Source organism: Clostridium putrefaciens (assembly GCF_900461105.1).
In the GTDB taxonomy this organism is placed as follows: Bacteria; Bacillota; Clostridia; order Clostridiales; family Clostridiaceae; genus Clostridium_L; species Clostridium_L putrefaciens.
Genome location: NZ_UFWZ01000001.1, coordinates 2,118,180 through 2,134,781, shown reverse-complemented (window position 1 = coordinate 2,134,781; position 16,602 = coordinate 2,118,180). Strand labels below are relative to the sequence as shown.

Annotated in this window: 12 protein-coding genes, 1 pseudogene and 1 riboswitch; of the genes and pseudogenes, 9 read left to right on the top strand and 4 right to left on the bottom strand. The window is 31.5% G+C overall.

Annotated elements, in window-relative coordinates; genetic code table 11:
- The 5 genes and pseudogenes from DY168_RS09465 to DY168_RS09445 all read left to right on the top strand — a co-directional run bounded on the left by DY168_RS09465 (position 1) and on the right by DY168_RS09445 (position 5,778).
- Positions 1 to 1,320: an APC family permease gene (locus tag DY168_RS09465; protein ID WP_115641555.1), complete on the top strand. Its 1,320-nt coding sequence runs from the start codon at positions 1 to 3 to the stop codon at positions 1,318 to 1,320.
- A 59-nt stretch (positions 1,321 to 1,379) separates the two neighbouring features.
- Positions 1,380 to 1,488, top strand: a riboswitch (TPP riboswitch).
- 130 nt (positions 1,489 to 1,618) lie between these two features.
- On the top strand, positions 1,619 to 2,932 hold the full coding sequence (gene thiC, locus DY168_RS09460; RefSeq protein ID WP_115641554.1) for a phosphomethylpyrimidine synthase ThiC: 1,314 nt from the start codon (positions 1,619 to 1,621) through the stop codon (positions 2,930 to 2,932).
- Positions 2,933 to 3,333: 401 nt separating this feature from the next.
- Positions 3,334 to 4,020, top strand: a pseudogene (locus DY168_RS09455) (DUF5692 family protein).
- A 152-nt stretch (positions 4,021 to 4,172) separates the two neighbouring features.
- Entirely contained in the window at positions 4,173 to 4,763 is a 591-nt protein-coding gene (locus DY168_RS09450) for a GGDEF domain-containing protein (protein WP_172556313.1), read from the top strand.
- A gap of 37 nt (positions 4,764 to 4,800) precedes the next feature.
- Positions 4,801 to 5,778: a helix-turn-helix transcriptional regulator gene (locus DY168_RS09445; RefSeq protein WP_115641552.1), complete on the top strand. Its 978-nt coding sequence runs from the start codon at positions 4,801 to 4,803 to the stop codon at positions 5,776 to 5,778.
- Positions 5,779 to 5,845: 67 nt separating this feature from the next.
- Here DY168_RS09445 and DY168_RS09440 read toward each other — a convergent pair whose 3' ends face one another.
- Genes DY168_RS09440 through DY168_RS09425 form a run of 4 tightly spaced genes read right to left on the bottom strand, consistent with a single transcriptional unit; the run spans position 5,846 to position 10,289 of the window.
- Positions 5,846 to 6,763 (bottom strand): DUF5692 family protein, encoded by a 918-nt coding sequence (locus tag DY168_RS09440; protein ID WP_115641551.1) that lies wholly within the window; start codon positions 6,761 to 6,763, stop codon positions 5,846 to 5,848.
- 22 nt (positions 6,764 to 6,785) lie between these two features.
- Positions 6,786 to 7,568 carry a hypothetical protein gene (locus DY168_RS09435; RefSeq protein ID WP_207658379.1) on the bottom strand — a complete coding sequence of 261 codons (783 nt, stop codon included), beginning with the start codon at positions 7,566 to 7,568 and terminating at the stop codon, positions 6,786 to 6,788.
- A 22-nt stretch (positions 7,569 to 7,590) separates the two neighbouring features.
- Positions 7,591 to 8,757, bottom strand: coding sequence for a flavin reductase family protein (locus DY168_RS09430; protein WP_172556312.1), 1,167 nt, complete (start codon positions 8,755 to 8,757; stop codon positions 7,591 to 7,593).
- A gap of 5 nt (positions 8,758 to 8,762) precedes the next feature.
- Entirely contained in the window at positions 8,763 to 10,289 is a 1,527-nt protein-coding gene (locus tag DY168_RS09425; protein WP_115641550.1) for a phytoene desaturase family protein, read from the bottom strand.
- 281 nt (positions 10,290 to 10,570) lie between these two features.
- On the opposite strand from DY168_RS09425, the gene DY168_RS09420 reads away from it, so the two are divergent.
- The 4 genes from DY168_RS09420 to DY168_RS09405 all read left to right on the top strand — a co-directional run bounded on the left by DY168_RS09420 (position 10,571) and on the right by DY168_RS09405 (position 16,590).
- On the top strand, positions 10,571 to 11,164 hold the full coding sequence (locus tag DY168_RS09420) for a TetR/AcrR family transcriptional regulator (RefSeq protein WP_115641549.1): 594 nt from the start codon (positions 10,571 to 10,573) through the stop codon (positions 11,162 to 11,164).
- Between the two features lie 122 nt (positions 11,165 to 11,286).
- On the top strand, positions 11,287 to 11,601 hold the full coding sequence (locus DY168_RS09415; RefSeq protein ID WP_115641548.1) for a beta/alpha barrel domain-containing protein: 315 nt from the start codon (positions 11,287 to 11,289) through the stop codon (positions 11,599 to 11,601).
- A 326-nt stretch (positions 11,602 to 11,927) separates the two neighbouring features.
- Positions 11,928 to 14,909, top strand: coding sequence for a collagenase (locus DY168_RS09410; RefSeq protein ID WP_115641547.1), 2,982 nt, complete (start codon positions 11,928 to 11,930; stop codon positions 14,907 to 14,909).
- A 259-nt stretch (positions 14,910 to 15,168) separates the two neighbouring features.
- A complete protein-coding gene (locus DY168_RS09405; RefSeq protein WP_172556311.1) occupies positions 15,169 to 16,590 on the top strand; it encodes an alpha/beta hydrolase in 1,422 nt (473 codons plus the stop codon).
- Positions 16,591 to 16,602 lie beyond the last annotated feature (12 nt).

The following is a 16,602-nucleotide window of genomic DNA, read 5'->3' as shown; positions in this document are numbered from 1 at the left end:
ATGAGAAAAAAGTTGAACAAAATAGACATATTAACATTAGCATTAGGGTCTATTATTGGATGGGGGTCATTCACCTTACCAGGTTCAAAGTTTCTCCATGAAAGTGGTATTATAAGCACAGCCATCGGGTTAATACTTGGTGGCTTTGCTATTATTTTTATACAAAAAGGGTATCACATTATGATGGAGCGGCATCATGAAGATGGTGGGGAATTCTCTTATACTTATAAAAACCTAGGTAAGGCTAATGGATTTGTAGTAGGATGGTCTTTGACTTTGTGCTATATAAGCATGGTTCCACTTAATGCTACAGCCTTTGTGCTGGTAATTAAGAAATTATTTGGAGCTAAAGTAGATTTCATATATCTATATAAAGTAGCAGGTTATCCTGTATATTTGTCAGAAATTATTATTGCAAGTTTAATAATTTTGGTGTTTGCATATATAAATACTAAGGGCTTAGGCTTGAGTTCTATGATACAAAACATATTAATATTACTTATGGTTATAAATGTAATCATAGTTTTTGCTTTTATGATAATAAACACAGATCATAGTTTAATTAAGGATACATATATTATTAACTATAAGCTAAATATTGCTGAAGTGGCAAAGGTTTTTTCTATAGTTCCATTCTTGTTTGTTGGGTTTGATGTAATACCACAGGTATCTACAGAGCTTAACTTTGAAGCACCAAAAGCTACGAGGATTGCTATAATAGCAATATTTGCTGGGGTGCTTTTTTATAACTTATTAAATATTACAACGGGGCTTGTATATACTAAAGAGACAGCCTTACTAGAAGAGTGGGCCTTAGGTTCTGCTGTACTTGATAATATGGGATACTTAGGGTTCATGTTATTGATAATATCCCTTGCAGGTGCAGTAGCAGGTGGAATAAATGGGTTTATGTTAGGAAGTAGTAAGCTAATAGGAGCTTTATCTATATATGGACTTATTCCAACAAAATATAAGAAGAAAAATCATGAAGGTGTATTTCAAAATGGGGTTAAATTCGTAGTCTTAATTAGTCTAATAGCACCTTGGTTTGGGAGAGAAGCTATTATATACATTGTGGATATGTCTTCATTACTATCTGCAATAGCATATTTTTATGTATGTTATATTGGGTTTAAGAATTCAAAAGGTTCAAATAGTTATCTTTCAGCATTTGGAGCACTTATAAGTCTTGTGTTTGTAGGGCTACTTATAATACCAGGATCACCAGGGAGATTAAGTAGACCATCTATGATTTTAACAGTTTTATGGGGTATACTTGGGTATCTTTATTATAGGAGATATTCAAAAATTATGAAATAATTAGTTGTAAATATTATGATTATATGATATGTTTTGTATAGAGAAACAAAAAGTGAATATATATTTGTAAGGGGAGCTTATATTAATAGGCTGAGATAGAAATGTTATTTTTGACCCTAAGAACCTGATATGGATAATGCCAACGAAGGGATGTAGCTAGAGGACTTGTATTTTGCTGTATACTTTTATTGGTATACAGTTTTTTTGTTTTTCTAAAGGGGGTGAAAAAACAAATATAACTAGAATAATGAAGAGCAATAAACTTTTTATGGAAATATTATAAAAGGGGGATACAAAAATGAACTATACAACTCAAATGGATGCTGCAAGAAAAGGAATTATAACTAAAGAGATGGAAATAGTAAGTAAGAAAGAAAATATGGATATAGAAATATTAATGGATAGAATAGCAAAAGGACATATAGTTATTCCAGCGAATAAAAATCATAAGGCTTTAGATCCAGAAGGTGTGGGTAGAGGTTTGAGGACTAAGATAAATGTTAACCTTGGTATTTCTAGAGATTGCCCTGATGTAGATATAGAACTAGATAAAGTAAGAAGTGCAATAGATATGAAAGCAGAAGCAATCATGGATTTAAGTTCCTTTGGAAAGACAAAAGAGTTTAGAAATAAACTGGTAAATATGTCTACAGCTATGATTGGTACTGTTCCAATATATGATGCAGTAGGGTTTTATGATAAGGAATTAAAAGATATTACAGAAAAAGAATTCTTAGATGTTGTAAGAAAACATGGTGAAGATGGTGTGGACTTTGTCACTATTCATGTAGGACTAAATAGAGATACAGCTAAGGTGTTTAAGAAAAATAAAAGAGTTACTAATATAGTTTCAAGAGGTGGATCCTTGCTTTATGCATGGATGGAATTAAATAATAAAGAAAATCCTTTTTATGAGAATTACGATGAATTATTAGATATATGTGAAGAATATGATATGACCATAAGTCTAGGGGATGCTTTAAGACCTGGAAGTATAGCAGATGGAACAGATGCACCACAAATAGCAGAGCTCATGGTACTCGGAGAACTAACTAAAAGAGCATGGGATAAAAATGTACAAGTAATAATAGAGGGTCCAGGGCATATGAAATTAAATGAAATTGAATCAAATGTTTTTTTAGAAAAGAAACTTTGTTATGGCGCACCCTTTTATGTACTAGGACCACTAGTTACAGATATAGCACCAGGATATGATCATATAACCTCAGCAATAGGTGGAGCTATAGCTGCAAGTCACGGAGTAGATTTTTTATGTTATGTAACCCCAGCAGAACATTTGAGGTTACCTACATTAGAAGATATGAAGGAAGGAATTATAGCTTCAAAGATAGCAGCGCATGCAGGTGATTTAGCTAAGGGCGTAGAAGGAGCAGAAAAGTGGGATTTAAAGATAAGTGAAGCTAGGCAAAGACTAGACTGGGAAGAAATATTTGCCTTAAGTTTAGATGAGGAAAAGGCTAGGAGATATAGAAAGGAGTCTACTCCAGAACATGAAGATAGTTGCACTATGTGTGGTAAAATGTGCTCTATGAGAAATATGAACAGGATTATGGAAGGAAAAGATATAAATATATTAAGAGCAGAAGACTAAAGTTAGCATATTTTGAGTATATGAACTATTAAGAGGAATTGTGGTTTAAAAGATCTATATTTATAAAGAATTTAATGTAATCTTCCGTAAAGAGCTATTATACACTAAATTCAATCTTTAGGGTGTAATGGAGTGGTTCCATAATTTGACCTAAAGGGATTAGTGTAACATAATATTAGGATGCTTACAAGAAAAAGAGACATGAATATTGCAAGTATTTACGTGCAAAGTTATTTATGATAGGTGTAAGCGTTAAAATCATGTCAAATATTATTTTTATGGGGGGATTTTTGTGGGTTTTTTGTATCAAACAACAAGTCTTACTAATTGGGGTCTTTGGGTTTTTGTTTTATTTGCTTTGATGGCATTTAATGAATTAGGCCGTTCTACAAAATGGGGGGATCATACTCTTTTTAATTGTTCCTATAATTTTAACTATATTCGTTTGGCCAACAACGGCAGCACCAGGGAATGAATATGGAACAGGAACTTGGTTTAACTAGGTAAAGACATATTCAGCATTAGCAGGATGCCTTGGATTTATGGCTATAAGATACATACCAGCAGTAGCTAAAAAGAAATGGGTACTATGCTTTCCACCTTTAATTTTAGCAATTAATATTTTTGAAGCAGCTATTCGTGACTTCCAATGCTTTACATATGGAGCATGGAATGGGGCTTATGTGGACAATCTTTGGGTGATGTCAGGTCCTTGGAATATTATGAATGGTATAGCAGGAATACTTAATATCATAGCTATTTGTGGTTGGGTAGGTATTTTTGTTTCTAAAGATAAAACAAAAGATATGATATGGCCTTGGATAATAGCTTACGATTTATGGAACTTTGCCTATACTTATAATTGTATAGCGGACCATTCATTTTACTGTGGTTTAGCGTTGCTACTTTCTTGTACTATACCAGCCTTTTTCATCAAAAAGGGAGCATGGTTACAACATAGAGCACAAACCCTTGGACTATGGATTATGTTTGTTATGACAGTTCCATCATTTGTGGATCGTATAGCTCCAGTACCTACTACTCACGATCCAAAAGCATACAAACAAGTGGTAGAAGAAAATAAATAATAAATATTAAAGCATAAGATATACCCTATAGAGTAGATAATAAACTAATCTTCTTTATAGGGTATATTTTTAAAAGGACAGTCCTTGTCATATTAGAAGTTGTATTATGGTAATAACATAATATTACAATAATGGATTTGGAGGCTAGGAATATGAATTATGAGCATATGGACATAAAGTTACTTTTGAAATCTATAAAAGCAAAAGATGAAATTATATTAGAACTTGAGGAAAAGCTTAAGGAAAGTTTATATTATGCGAGTAGAGATGCTGTAACAGAACTACTAAATAGAAGAGCAGGTTTAAGTTTGCTCGAAAAAGAAATAGAAATATCCAAAATTAACGGTACAAGCATAACTATATGTTTTGTAGATATTGATGGATTTAAGTATATAAATGATAATTTTGGACATACAAAGGGAGACAAGGTCCTAAAAGATGTAGGTAAAACTTTAAAAGAGTCTATAAGGAAAACTGATATTTTAATGAGAATTGGTGGAGATGAATTTGTTATAGTATTTTGTAATACTAAAATAGATGATGCTAACAAACTGTGGAGTGGGATTGATGAACAGATAAATAAATTGAACAAAGAAACTTACTATAACTATAATATTAGTTTAAGCTATGGATTTTCGGAATATAGTAGTGAAAGTCCATTAAGTATTAAAGAGTTACTGCATAATGCCGATAAGAGTATGTATAGTAATAAAGTTATATATAGTAATAAGAAATCTAATTAATATATAGTAATGATTTAAATAAGAAGGAACGGTGATTATGGAAAGGTTTAAATCGTCAGTGCTATTGCATATGTATAGCAAAGTAAAGAATAATGAAGGATTTACTAAAGGATATATTATAGATAAGTTTAATGTAAGTGAAAGAACTGTAACTAGATATATAAAGGATTTAAACAACTATTTTGAAGAAGAGTACATAGACAATAAGATAATCTACAACAGAAAAAAGAGCGTTTATGAGATAGAATATAAAGATACAAAGATTTTAGATGAAAAGGATATCTTATCAATATGCAAAGTGCTTCTTGAAAGCAAAGGATTTTCTAAAGAAGAAATGGAAAAGGTTGTAAATAAGCTTGTATGTAGTCGGTTCCTTAAGGATAAGGATATAGTGGAAAATATCATAGCAAATGAGCTATTCAATTATGTTCCTACGGGCCATGGTAAGCCTTTAATAGATAAGTTATGGGAACTTAGCATTGCTATTAATAATCAGGATATAATTGAAATAGAGTACTTTAAATTAAGTAAGCATGGTAAATTAGAAAGTGAAGCAACTAAGAGAAATATTAAACCATTAAGCATAATGTTTTCAGAATACTACTTTTACTTAGCTGCACTTATAGAGGGTATGGAATATAAGTTTCCAACCATTTATAGGGTAGATAGAATAGGAAGCTTTTCTAATGCGAATAGAAAATTTCCTATAGAATATAGTAGTAGATTTGAGGATGGAAAGTTTAGAAGGCTTATACAATTTATGCAAACAGGTAATCTTCAAAAGATACGATTTAAATTCACTGGTAATTCTTTAGAAGCTGTCTTAGATAGGCTACCAAATGCCAAGGTTTTAGAAGAAAATCAAGGAGAGTATATGATAGAAACTGAGATGTTTGGTACAGGCATAAAGATGTGGATTTTAAGTCAAGGCAGTGCTGTAGAAGTTATAGAACCAATAGAATTTAGAGAAGAAATAAAAAGTGCCATTGAAAACATGAGAAGTTTATATGTTTAAATGAAAGAAGACTTTGTTTTAAAACATATAAACAAAGTCCTCTTTATCTTAAATAGGTATAAAAATATTATTTATTTTCAGAAATGACATCTTTATATGCTTTTAAATCAGAATATATGTCATCCTTTAATGGGTTTAATCTATATTGTTTTATGCGTTTAATTTCATAAATTAAGATGCCTGCATTTGCGACTAAAGACAAAATACTAATAAAAAGTAAGGCATTCCTATTATGCGAAGATTTTACTGCGAACATAGATGAATCAGCAAAAGTTGGTATTGTAAGAGAAAACATTGCATATAATGCTAAGGTTTGAGCACGATGTTGTAGCCATGCACCTTTTTTTACAAAAAAGGCAGGAATTGTACAGGATAGAAGTAGAATAAAGCCTACATAAAATGAGCGATCTGAAATACAGTTATAAATGTAGGAGAAATTCCATAAGTCATAGGCTATAATCCAAAACCATAGCTGATCTGGCCAAATCATATCTTTCCCTTTGTTTTTTGAAATGAAAATTGTAGACCAACCTGTGAGTGTAATTATACTTAAAATACCTGCGATACCGTTAATTATATTCCAAGGACCACCAATCATGATTAGACCGTGTTCAACACCTTGAATATTGAAACATTGAAAGTCACGATATACAGCCTCTAAAATATTCACGGCTAAAATGAAAGGTGGAAATATTAGCATAAGTTTATTTTTATCTAAGCCTTTTATATATCGTAAGGCCATAAACCCTATAACCCCTGCAAGTGAAGAGTAAACCTTAACCCAAGGAAACCAATACCCAACTGAAGTGCCAGCTCCTGCTGTTTTAGGCCAAACAACAAAGGTTAATACAATAGGTAGTATAATATATATAGATATGGAACATAATTTATTTTTTCTTGTTACTTCATTAATTAAAATTAATACAGCTAATAATATAAGCGCTATTAATGCAGAATACCATGGAATTTTATCGAAAAGAAACATAACAAATCCTCCTTATATAAGTTTATGATAATGAAATTATAACCATACCTAGTAATAGTGAAAGATTAATTATCATTAGAGTAATTTGTATACTCTTTTTAGCTGTAGTCTGAACAAATTTAGAGAAGTTTTCACTTGAAAATTTGTTTTCAAGATACTCTTTGTTTGAGATTTGAATTATACCTGCAATAGTTAATGAGTTGCCTCTAAAAATTAACCAAAGTGCAGGATTAAAATTAAATATAACACCTAATATGGGCGCTGCGAGTACCCCTAGATGAAACTTAGCAATAGATGGTTTAAACTCATTGGTGACAAAGATCCAGTTCCAAAGAGTATAAGCAATGATCCAAAAAACCATTCCAAGGGAGCTCTTAGAACTTGCTACATAGTAATAATCTAGCCATTCAATATTAATAAAGAATATACTTGCTATAAGTGCTATTCCAGTAACTACATTACAGTATTTTTTGCGTTTAAGATCCGTTAAGGTTGCTTCTAGGATATTAATACATAAAAATATCAATACAATTTTTACATATAAATCTCCAGGAAATACATTTAAAACTGAAAAGATGATCAATGCACGCATTAATAACAATGTAGATAATTTTAATCTTTCAAAGAATACAGTTTTTAACTTTAATAAAACCACAATAGGCAGAATAATGTTAATGGGCACATTGGCCCATATTGGCTGATAAGATGTAAGGATTGACAAAGCTGTCATTAAGGCAGTGAGCAAAACAAGTAAAATAAAAGGGTTTACATTTTTAAACCAAGGCTTATTTGTTAATTCATTCACGGTTAAATCCTCCTTAAACTTTTTAGAGTTGAATTTCTAAATCGGAGATAGGATATGACTTGCAAGAGTGTATATATCCAAACTTTTCGTCAGCATGTCTTAGTAAAACACCTCGTGGCATAAATACTTTTCCAGATACTAATTGTATTCTGCATAAGCTGCATTCACCGCTGCGGCAGCATACATTAACACGAACACCAGAACGTTCTAGAGCTGTTAATAAAGATTCACCTGAAGTTGCAGGTATTTTTTTGCCTTTATTTATAGTAATGGTAAAGGTTTCTTTTCCTGTTAATTCAGTAGGCCAAGCGGGCTCATTTTGAATATCTTGTCTACTACCGAACATTTCTCTACGAATCATTCTAGGCTTTATATCTAGTCTCAAAAGTGCATTGGAAACAAAATCGTTCATTATTTGAGGTCCGCAAATATAGTAGGTAGAGTCTTGTATATTTCCTACTAGTTTTTTAATACAGGCATCATCAATAAATCCAGTAGGGCCTGAATAATCTTTAGAAGGGTCTGAAAGCACTAATGAAAACGTGAAGTTACTGTGTCTTTTAGCCATATTAACTAGCTCATCTTTAAATAACACTACATCTTCATTACGGCAACCATAAATCAAATGAATTTCTCTATCTAGTCCTGCATTTAGAACCTCACGAGACATACTCATAAAAGGAGTAATTCCGCTTCCACCAGCTATGAACACTGATTTATTACTGTGGAACACGGGGTTATAGTGAAATGCTCCTGCTGGACCGTTAGCTGTAAATTCATCGCCAACCTTTACCTTATCTATAAAGTAATCTGATACAAAACCAGAAGCAATACGAGCAACTGTAATCTCATAATAAGCATGTTGCCTATTAGAAGAACAAATACTGTACGGACGACTGGTTAAAATTCCATGAATTTCTACAAAGATATTTATATACTGACCACTTTGAAATACAGGTAGTAATCCTTCTTTTGAAACTAAACGAAAGGTCTTTGCATCCTTATTAATTTCAATTATTTCAGATACTACTAGTTTAAGATTATCGGTATGAAGTCTACTAACGATTTTATCACTTCGACCATTCTCAAGTCGATAATCTTTACCGTTTTTTCTACTTATTTCAATATCCATAAGTGTTTTAGGACCATTATCCATTTGTCTTATAATTAGCTCTTTCATATTACTCATATTATTTACACCTCACTTAAAATTTCATCTGCAACAGTATTACCATACATATAATTTGGACCAAAGCCACAAATATTTACCCAACCATTTGAAAATGTTAAGTTTTCAACTTGATTATCTCGTGGGAAGAAGTAAACTGAAGATTTTAAATCCTGTTCAAAACCATAAATGGCCCCTTCTGGATGATGAAGATAACGCATATGTGTCAAAGGCGTTGCAACTTCAATTTCTTCAATATGAGATCGTATACCAGGAAACTTTTCTTCTAAACGATTGATGACAATATTAGCAGCCTCATATTTTGTTTCATAATATTCATCTGAAGAGAGTTCCATCCAAGCTTTACCGTATTTTAGTGCTCCTGCTGTAATAATACTTGTACCCGCTGGACTAAGGCTTGGATCGTCTATTGTATAACAAGTAGTAATAAGAGGATCCTTATCTGGCATTAGCTTATAAGAATTTTGGAATGCTTCATTACAGTCTGTATCGGCATAAATTAAGTTAAATGAATCAGTAAACCCAATTTCAGAAGGAGAACAATCCAAACCAATAAAGCAGGTAAGAGCTGAAATACCAACGGTGTAACTACTTAAGTATTCCTTTGCACTAATAGGACAATCCTCGGGTTTTATTAATTTAAAATAGGTATCAATAGGTGAAATACCTGAGATAATGGTATCACAGGTGTATTCATTGTTTTCATCATCAATTACACCAACAGCAACCCCATCTTTTATAACAATTTGTTTAGCGCCACAATTATATTTTATAACCCCACTATTCTTACGAATAACATCTGCTAAAGCCTGGGAGATTACCTGTGAACCTCCACGTAAATAGTAAGGTTTATCTGAAATATAAATAGTTGTACAACGAGCTAATATAGAAAATGGGAATCTACTTGGTGGCATTCCCATGAAACACCAATATGCATTTAAGCATAACTGCAACTCTTTGCTTTGGAAGAACTCATCTAGTACATCCTGCGAGCTACGTAGACCGTATTTTGCAAGTGTTGGGAACTTCTTTCTAAAAAAGCTTTTTGTAATAAACTTTTTTAAAGTTCCAGGCTCTCCAGATGATTTATCTTGCATTTTCATAAACATTTCTGTTTCATCACTAAATGTAAAAATAGTTTTAAAATAATTCAATATATTTTCTTTTTCTAGCGGGAAACGTTTACAAAGGGCTTGTTCAGCGCCTTCTCTATCTGCAGGTAAGGATTGTTCAAACCCACCTGGGAGATTGATTTTGTATAAAGATTCTATGGGAACCCAATCTATTTTATCTTCAATACCGTATTCAGTGAAAAGCTTGCGTAGTGGGCCAGGATTTTCTTTGCTACCCATTGAACTTAGTTGGTGTAACGCCACCTCGAATTCAAAACGACCACGTCTAAAACTTGTTCCACACCCACCAGGGACGTTATGTTTTTCTAAAACAAGAACTTTCTTTCCCTTTAGTGAAAGTTTTGTAGCGGAAGACAGGCCACCGTTACCAGCACCGATAATAATTACATTATAATGCATTTATTGTACCCCCTTTTAATATGTAATTTTGCTAATGCAAAATTATTAGATATTTACACAGAACTGATTTCACCGAATCACGTTCTAATTAAAGAATATCACTTTATAACTGGATTGTCAATGATTTAACAAACTAAATCAAATATTCTGTATTATAAACATATATGGTTAAATGATGGACAAAAGAACGTTTGAGGTTTAAAACATAAAGTTTAAGGTTATTACTTTTATTTAATAAAAATATGATGATATAATAAAGTTGAAAGGGGACTAATTGACAAATGAAACAATTAACAAGTAGACAAAAGCAAGCTATGGTTACAAAATTAAAAATTACTGAAAAAGCTATGGAATTAATTAAAATTCATGGATTTGATGCTGTTAAAATTTCAGATATTTGTGAAGGGGCTAATATTTCAACAGGAGCCTTTTATCATTACTTTCAGTCAAAAGAAAATATAATTGAGAATGCTTATATGAAAATAGATTTATTGGTTGAGGAGCGTGTAGAGTCACTTCAATATGACAACAGTTATGATAAAATCCTTAAAATCTTTCAAATAGCAATGGAGTCATTTGAGGATCTTGGATATAAGTTTATGGCAGATATATTTAAGCATAGTATTACTTCACCTTCAAAGTACTCAATAGAATCAACTCGATATCCTTATGATGCCATTAGAAAGGCAATTGAAAAAGGGGTGGCTTCTGGTGAGTTTTTATCTACAACAGATGCTACTAAGTTATCATGGGATTGCATGCGTATAGGCAGAGGCATGGTTTTTGACTGGTGTTTTTATGAGGGGAATTACTCATTGCAAGAGGAAACAGAAAAGCTTATAAAAGTATTTCTTCAAAGTTTTATAAGCAAGTAAGTATTTAAATATATATAGGAAGGTGATAGTAATACCTCCATAGCAGAATTAGATTATTATAAGGCAAGATCAAAGGGTTAAGTTACTTACATGCTTCGCTATCAGATTTTTGGCAAGGGTCTATGAGAGATAAATCAAATGTAGAACCTATCATAACTAAAATATTAAATCAGATTCATGGTAGGCTACCTCTTATAGGAGTTGGATCCATATATACAGCAGATGATGCAATAAAGGCACTAGACACAGGGGTGGAATTCTTATCTCTTGGTAGAGAAATAATTATGGAACCAGATTGGATGACGAAAGTTGAAATGGGTAAGAGCTCAGAAATACGTACTAACTTAAAGAAAAGTGATAGAGAATTATTAAAAATACCAGAACCACTTTGGAATACGATTATGAATACACAAGGTTGGTTCAAAATTGTAGAATAATTTAAGTATAGTGCCAGCAAAGTCAAAAAAATAAAAGACGTTGCTGGCACCTTTTATTTTAACTATTTTAATTATTGATTTTGAAAATATATTATATAAATAAATATAAAGGTATAATACATAATCTTAACGGAACAAACTCTGTTTATTACTTAATAAAACAATATTATCATACTATATTGAGTAGTATCAAAAAATAAATAGAAAAGTATGGATATAAATGCTTGACTAACATAATTTAACATGATATTGTTAAATGAGGAGTAGTGAGAATATTCCGACGAGTTATCAACAATAAGAAAATAAAAAAGAAGGAGTGCTGATTTATGAAAAAAAGATTGCTTTCAGCTCTTGTTTCAGCAGCATTAGTTATCCAAATCTCTGCCGGACTTAATTTACAAACTAGAAAAGCATATGCGTATCCCTCCAAGGACTTATTAACGGAAAAAGACTTAAAGACTTCATCTAGCGATGTTAACCTAAAAAACAAACAAAAAGAATTACAAATGTCAAAGCAAAGCCAAGTACTATTGCCTATGGACATGCTATTAGAAAACTCAGAGGAACCAGAATCTAAATTACCAGAAAAAAGTTTACAAAGAAATTTAGAGAGAAATGAAGAGGTATCAAAAAGCTATTCTTTTAGTGAACTAAATTCTCTTAATTATGAAACCTTAGTAAATACTTTAGCTACAATTCAATGGGAACAAATCCCTGGGTTGTTTGAAAAAAGTGCTGGATCTACACAGTTTTTTGGTAGTAAGGATAGGGTACAAGCTATTATCAATGGACTGTACACAAGAGGGAATCAGTTTACGGAAGATGATGATAAAGGAATCCCTACATTAGTAGAGGTTTTAAGAGCAGGATATTATTTGGGGTTTTACAATTCTGAACTTTCCTATTTGAATACAAGGGAATATAAAGATAAATCTATACCAGCTTTAAAGCAAATAGTTGCTAATCCAAACTTTAAATTAGGTACTAAAGTTCAAGATGAAGTAGTTAATGCTGCAGGAGCTCTTATAGGAAACGCATCCTCAGATGGTGAACTTGTAGCTAGCTTTACACCTGTTATGAATCAATTTAATAAAGACTTATTAGAAAATGCTAAAATTAAAAGCAAAGGTAAGGCTATCTATAGTATTCTAAGAGGCGTTGAATATGATTTAGGTTCTTATATTCGATATGAAAACAAAGGAGTGGATCCATTAAAAACCAAGTGGGGTGGAAAAATTGATGGATTTATTAATGAAATAGAAAAGATTGCTTTAGAAACACAAATAAATGATGATACAGGCTGGCTTGTTAACAATGGGATATATACCATTGCAACTCTCGGAAAGTTTCACTCGAATCCTAAAAAAGGTGTAGAAACAATTACAAAATCATTAAAATCGCAAGAATATTTAGGAGAACAATTCTTCGAAGCTGTAAATGGTATAAATAACGAGTATAAAGGCATTGATGCAGATGGAAATATACTTGATATGGAAAAGATAAGAACAGAAGGTGAAAACAAGTACTATCCAAAAACATATAAATTTGATAATAGCAAAGTCATAATAAGAGCTGGAGCAGATGTTACAGAAGAAAAGGTAAAGAGGTTATATTGGGCATCAAAAGAAGTAAGTGCCCAATACTTTAGAAATATTGGGAAGGACAAAGCTTTAGAGGACGGTAATGCAGATGAAGTTCTTAGCATTGTTATTTATAATAGCCCAAGAGAATATAGAATGAACTATGCACTAAATGGACTTAATACTGAAAATGGTGGAATGTATATTGAACAAGATGGGACTTTCTATACCTATGAAAGAACTGAAGAAGAAAGTATATATACCCTAGAAGAGTTATTTAGACATGAATTTACGCATTATCTTCAAGGAAGATATGTAGTTCCTGGTTTATGGGGAGGCTCTATACATGCTAATGATAGATTAACATGGTATGAAGAGGGAGAGGCAGAACTTTATGCTGGATCTTCACGTACAGAAGGTATAAAAACAAGAAAATCAATGGTTTCTAATCTAATGTGGAGACCTATAGAACAAAGATATTCTGTGGAAAAGACTTTAAATTCAGGCTATAATGATGGATTCGAGTTCTACTCATATGCTTATTATTTGATGAATTACTTTATAAATCATGATTTTGAAAAGTATTCTAAGCTAAAAGATTATTTAATGAAGAATGATATTAAAGGTTTTGATCAATATGTACAAACATTGAAGAATGATTATAGTCTAAATGGAAGATATCAAGAGTTTATGGGCAAGTTATATAATGACTACGATAAGTTTACAATTCCACTAGTATCTGATGATTACATTAAAGAACATTCAAATAGGTCATTACAGGAAGTTAAAAGAGATATAGAAAGTTTAGGTGGAATAAGAGATATTAAGGCCACAGAAAGTAAGTCTCAATTTTTCAATACCTTTGAAGTTAGAGGAACTTATACAGGAGAATACTATTACGGAGAGCTTCTAGATATTCAGAAAATGTCGGAAGTTGCTAATAACTACTTAAAAGCTTTAGATGAAAAGGGCTGGAGTGGTTATAAAACAACTACAAGTTATTTTGTTAACTGGAGACTTGATGAAAATTACCACTATCAATTTGATATTGTATTTAGAGGATACTTATCAGAGAGTAACGGAAGTGTTGAGCCATCAAAACCTGTATCGCAAATTAACGGACCTTACTCAGGGGAAATAGGAAAAGCTATTGATTTTTCTAGTGAAGGATCAAAAACTGAAAATGGAAATATTGTTAAATATGAATGGGATTTTGGTGACAACAAAACAAGTAATCAAAAAAACCCTACTCATGTTTACACAAAAGAAGGAGAATACACTGTAACGTTAAAGGTAGTTGATGATATGGGAATGGATGCTATTAATACAACAAAGGTAAATGTAAATAAGAACTCTAATAATCCAAATCCAGATCCATTGATTACAGAAATAGAACCTAATAATAACTTTGAAAATGCAAATGGTCCAGTATTGAATAAAATAAGTATAAAAGGGTCAGTTGAAAATGGAGACGAGGATATTTTCTATTTTAATGTAGATGAGAATTCAAATATAAAAATATCTTTGAATAAATCACAAAATGATAATTTAACTTATCTATTATATAAAGATGGTGACTTAGTAAATTATATAAGTTATCCAAAGTATGCAGACGGAAATGTAGCTTATAGCGAAGAAACTTTAGGGAAGGGTAAATACTATATCCTTGTTTATTCTGGAAATGATAAAAAGGTAAATTATGATCTGACATGGGAAAAGACTAAGTAAAACTAATAATTATATAAATAATAAAGTAAAAACACCTAATAAAGATTGCTTTTAAGCATTTTTAGCAGGTGTTTTTTTATAATATACTTATAGCTATTTTTAAGCTTATTATAAATCTAAAGGATAAAAATTATTACTAGCGACAATAAGTGATGTATGATATAATTTAATTAAATTTAAGCTTGTACAATGATTTGTTCGAAATTAAATTTTATTTATTATATTAAAGTCTAAAGACTTTTGAGGGAGAATGGTGTTTATGAGATTTTTTGAGGTAATATTATTTATATCTATGGTAGTATATATAGTTTTAATGAAATTATATAAGGTTAGGAAAGTAGGCGTTATAGCATTTTTCACGTTGCTATTGCCAATAGTGTTTTTACTACATTATGTTATTGAGAGGACAAGATGGCAGTTGTATCCACTATATATCTTAATACTAATATATATTATAATTGGAGTGCTTGTTATTATGGGAAGATTTAAAGAATATACTTTTATAACTCACCCTAAGATTAAGACAGTTGTTATAGTTTTATCTATAATTACCCTAGTAATAACTTTAATTTTAGCAATTATATTACCCGTATATAACATCTCAAAACCTACAGGAAAATATGAAATAGGAACTTTAACCTATGAGGTTACAGATCCTTACACAAAGGCGATTTATAGTGAAAATACTGATAAAAATAGAAGGATAAAGATACAAATTTGGTATCCAGCAGAAAATACAAAGGGTTATAGTAGGGTACCTTGGCTAGAAGATGGCGTTCCAGTTGCAAAGGGAGTCTCAAAAGTTATGGGATTACCTCACTTTCTACTTACACATACAGCTCTTGTCAAGTCAAATTCCTATAAAGGTGCACCTATAAAAGAGATCCAGGAAAAGTATCCTGTAGTTATAGTATCCCATGGTTGGACAGGTTTTAGAAACCTTCATACAGATGTAGAGGAGATGCTTGCTAGTAATGGATATGTGGTTATAGGAATAGATCATACCTTTGGATCTGCAGCAGTAGTTTTTGAAGACGGAGAAGTAAATTATTTTAATCAAAAGGCATTACCAAATGGTGATGTGCCAAACTTTTTAGATTATGGTAATACTTTAATAAAGACCTATGAAAGAGATATTATATTAACTTTAGATAAAGTAGAACAATTTCAATTAGGAAAAGATGAAAGTATCTTTAAAGGCAAATTAGATACTTCAAATGTCGGACTGCTTGGTCACTCAACAGGTGGAGGAGCATCAGTTTTAGCAGCATTAAGAGATGAAAGAGTAAAGGCTGTTATGGGTTTAGATGCATGGGTAGAGCCAATTAATAAAGATGAGCTTCAAAGCGGACTTAATATCCAAGGATTATTTCTAAGGAGTGGACAGTGGGAACAAGGCCCAAATAATAGCAATCTAGGTTTTCTTTTAGATAATAGTAATGTAAAGGGCGAGGCTTATCAGCTTAATGGAACAACACATCTTGACTTTTCCATGATGTATATGTATTCACCTTTGATTAAGTATTTTAACTTTTCAGGAAAGTTGGATGGAAGGGAAGGAGCTAGTATCCAACAAGATTTTGAACTCAATTATTTTAATAAATATTTAAAGGGTAATTCTGATATTGATATTAAAGACGTATCGGATAAATATGGTGGTATATCAGACAAAATAAGATAAAAACAAAGTTGC

What these genes read in the sequence shown, in the direction of transcription:
- DY168_RS09465 (WP_115641555.1), top strand. Translation starts at nt 1, where the DNA reads ATGAGAAAAAAGTTGAACAAAATAGACATATTAACATTAGCATTAGGG.
- thiC (WP_115641554.1), top strand. Translation starts at nt 1,619, where the DNA reads ATGAACTATACAACTCAAATGGATGCTGCAAGAAAAGGAATTATAACT.
- DY168_RS09450 (WP_172556313.1), top strand. Translation starts at nt 4,173, where the DNA reads ATGAATTATGAGCATATGGACATAAAGTTACTTTTGAAATCTATAAAA.
- DY168_RS09445 (WP_115641552.1), top strand. Translation starts at nt 4,801, where the DNA reads ATGGAAAGGTTTAAATCGTCAGTGCTATTGCATATGTATAGCAAAGTA.
- DY168_RS09440 (WP_115641551.1), bottom strand. Translation starts at nt 6,763, where the DNA reads ATGTTTCTTTTCGATAAAATTCCATGGTATTCTGCATTAATAGCGCTT.
- DY168_RS09430 (WP_172556312.1), bottom strand. Translation starts at nt 8,757, where the DNA reads ATGAGTAATATGAAAGAGCTAATTATAAGACAAATGGATAATGGTCCT.
- DY168_RS09425 (WP_115641550.1), bottom strand. Translation starts at nt 10,289, where the DNA reads ATGCATTATAATGTAATTATTATCGGTGCTGGTAACGGTGGCCTGTCT.
- DY168_RS09420 (WP_115641549.1), top strand. Translation starts at nt 10,571, where the DNA reads ATGAAACAATTAACAAGTAGACAAAAGCAAGCTATGGTTACAAAATTA.
- DY168_RS09415 (WP_115641548.1), top strand. Translation starts at nt 11,287, where the DNA reads ATGAGAGATAAATCAAATGTAGAACCTATCATAACTAAAATATTAAAT.
- DY168_RS09410 (WP_115641547.1), top strand. Translation starts at nt 11,928, where the DNA reads ATGAAAAAAAGATTGCTTTCAGCTCTTGTTTCAGCAGCATTAGTTATC.
- DY168_RS09405 (WP_172556311.1), top strand. Translation starts at nt 15,169, where the DNA reads ATGAGATTTTTTGAGGTAATATTATTTATATCTATGGTAGTATATATA.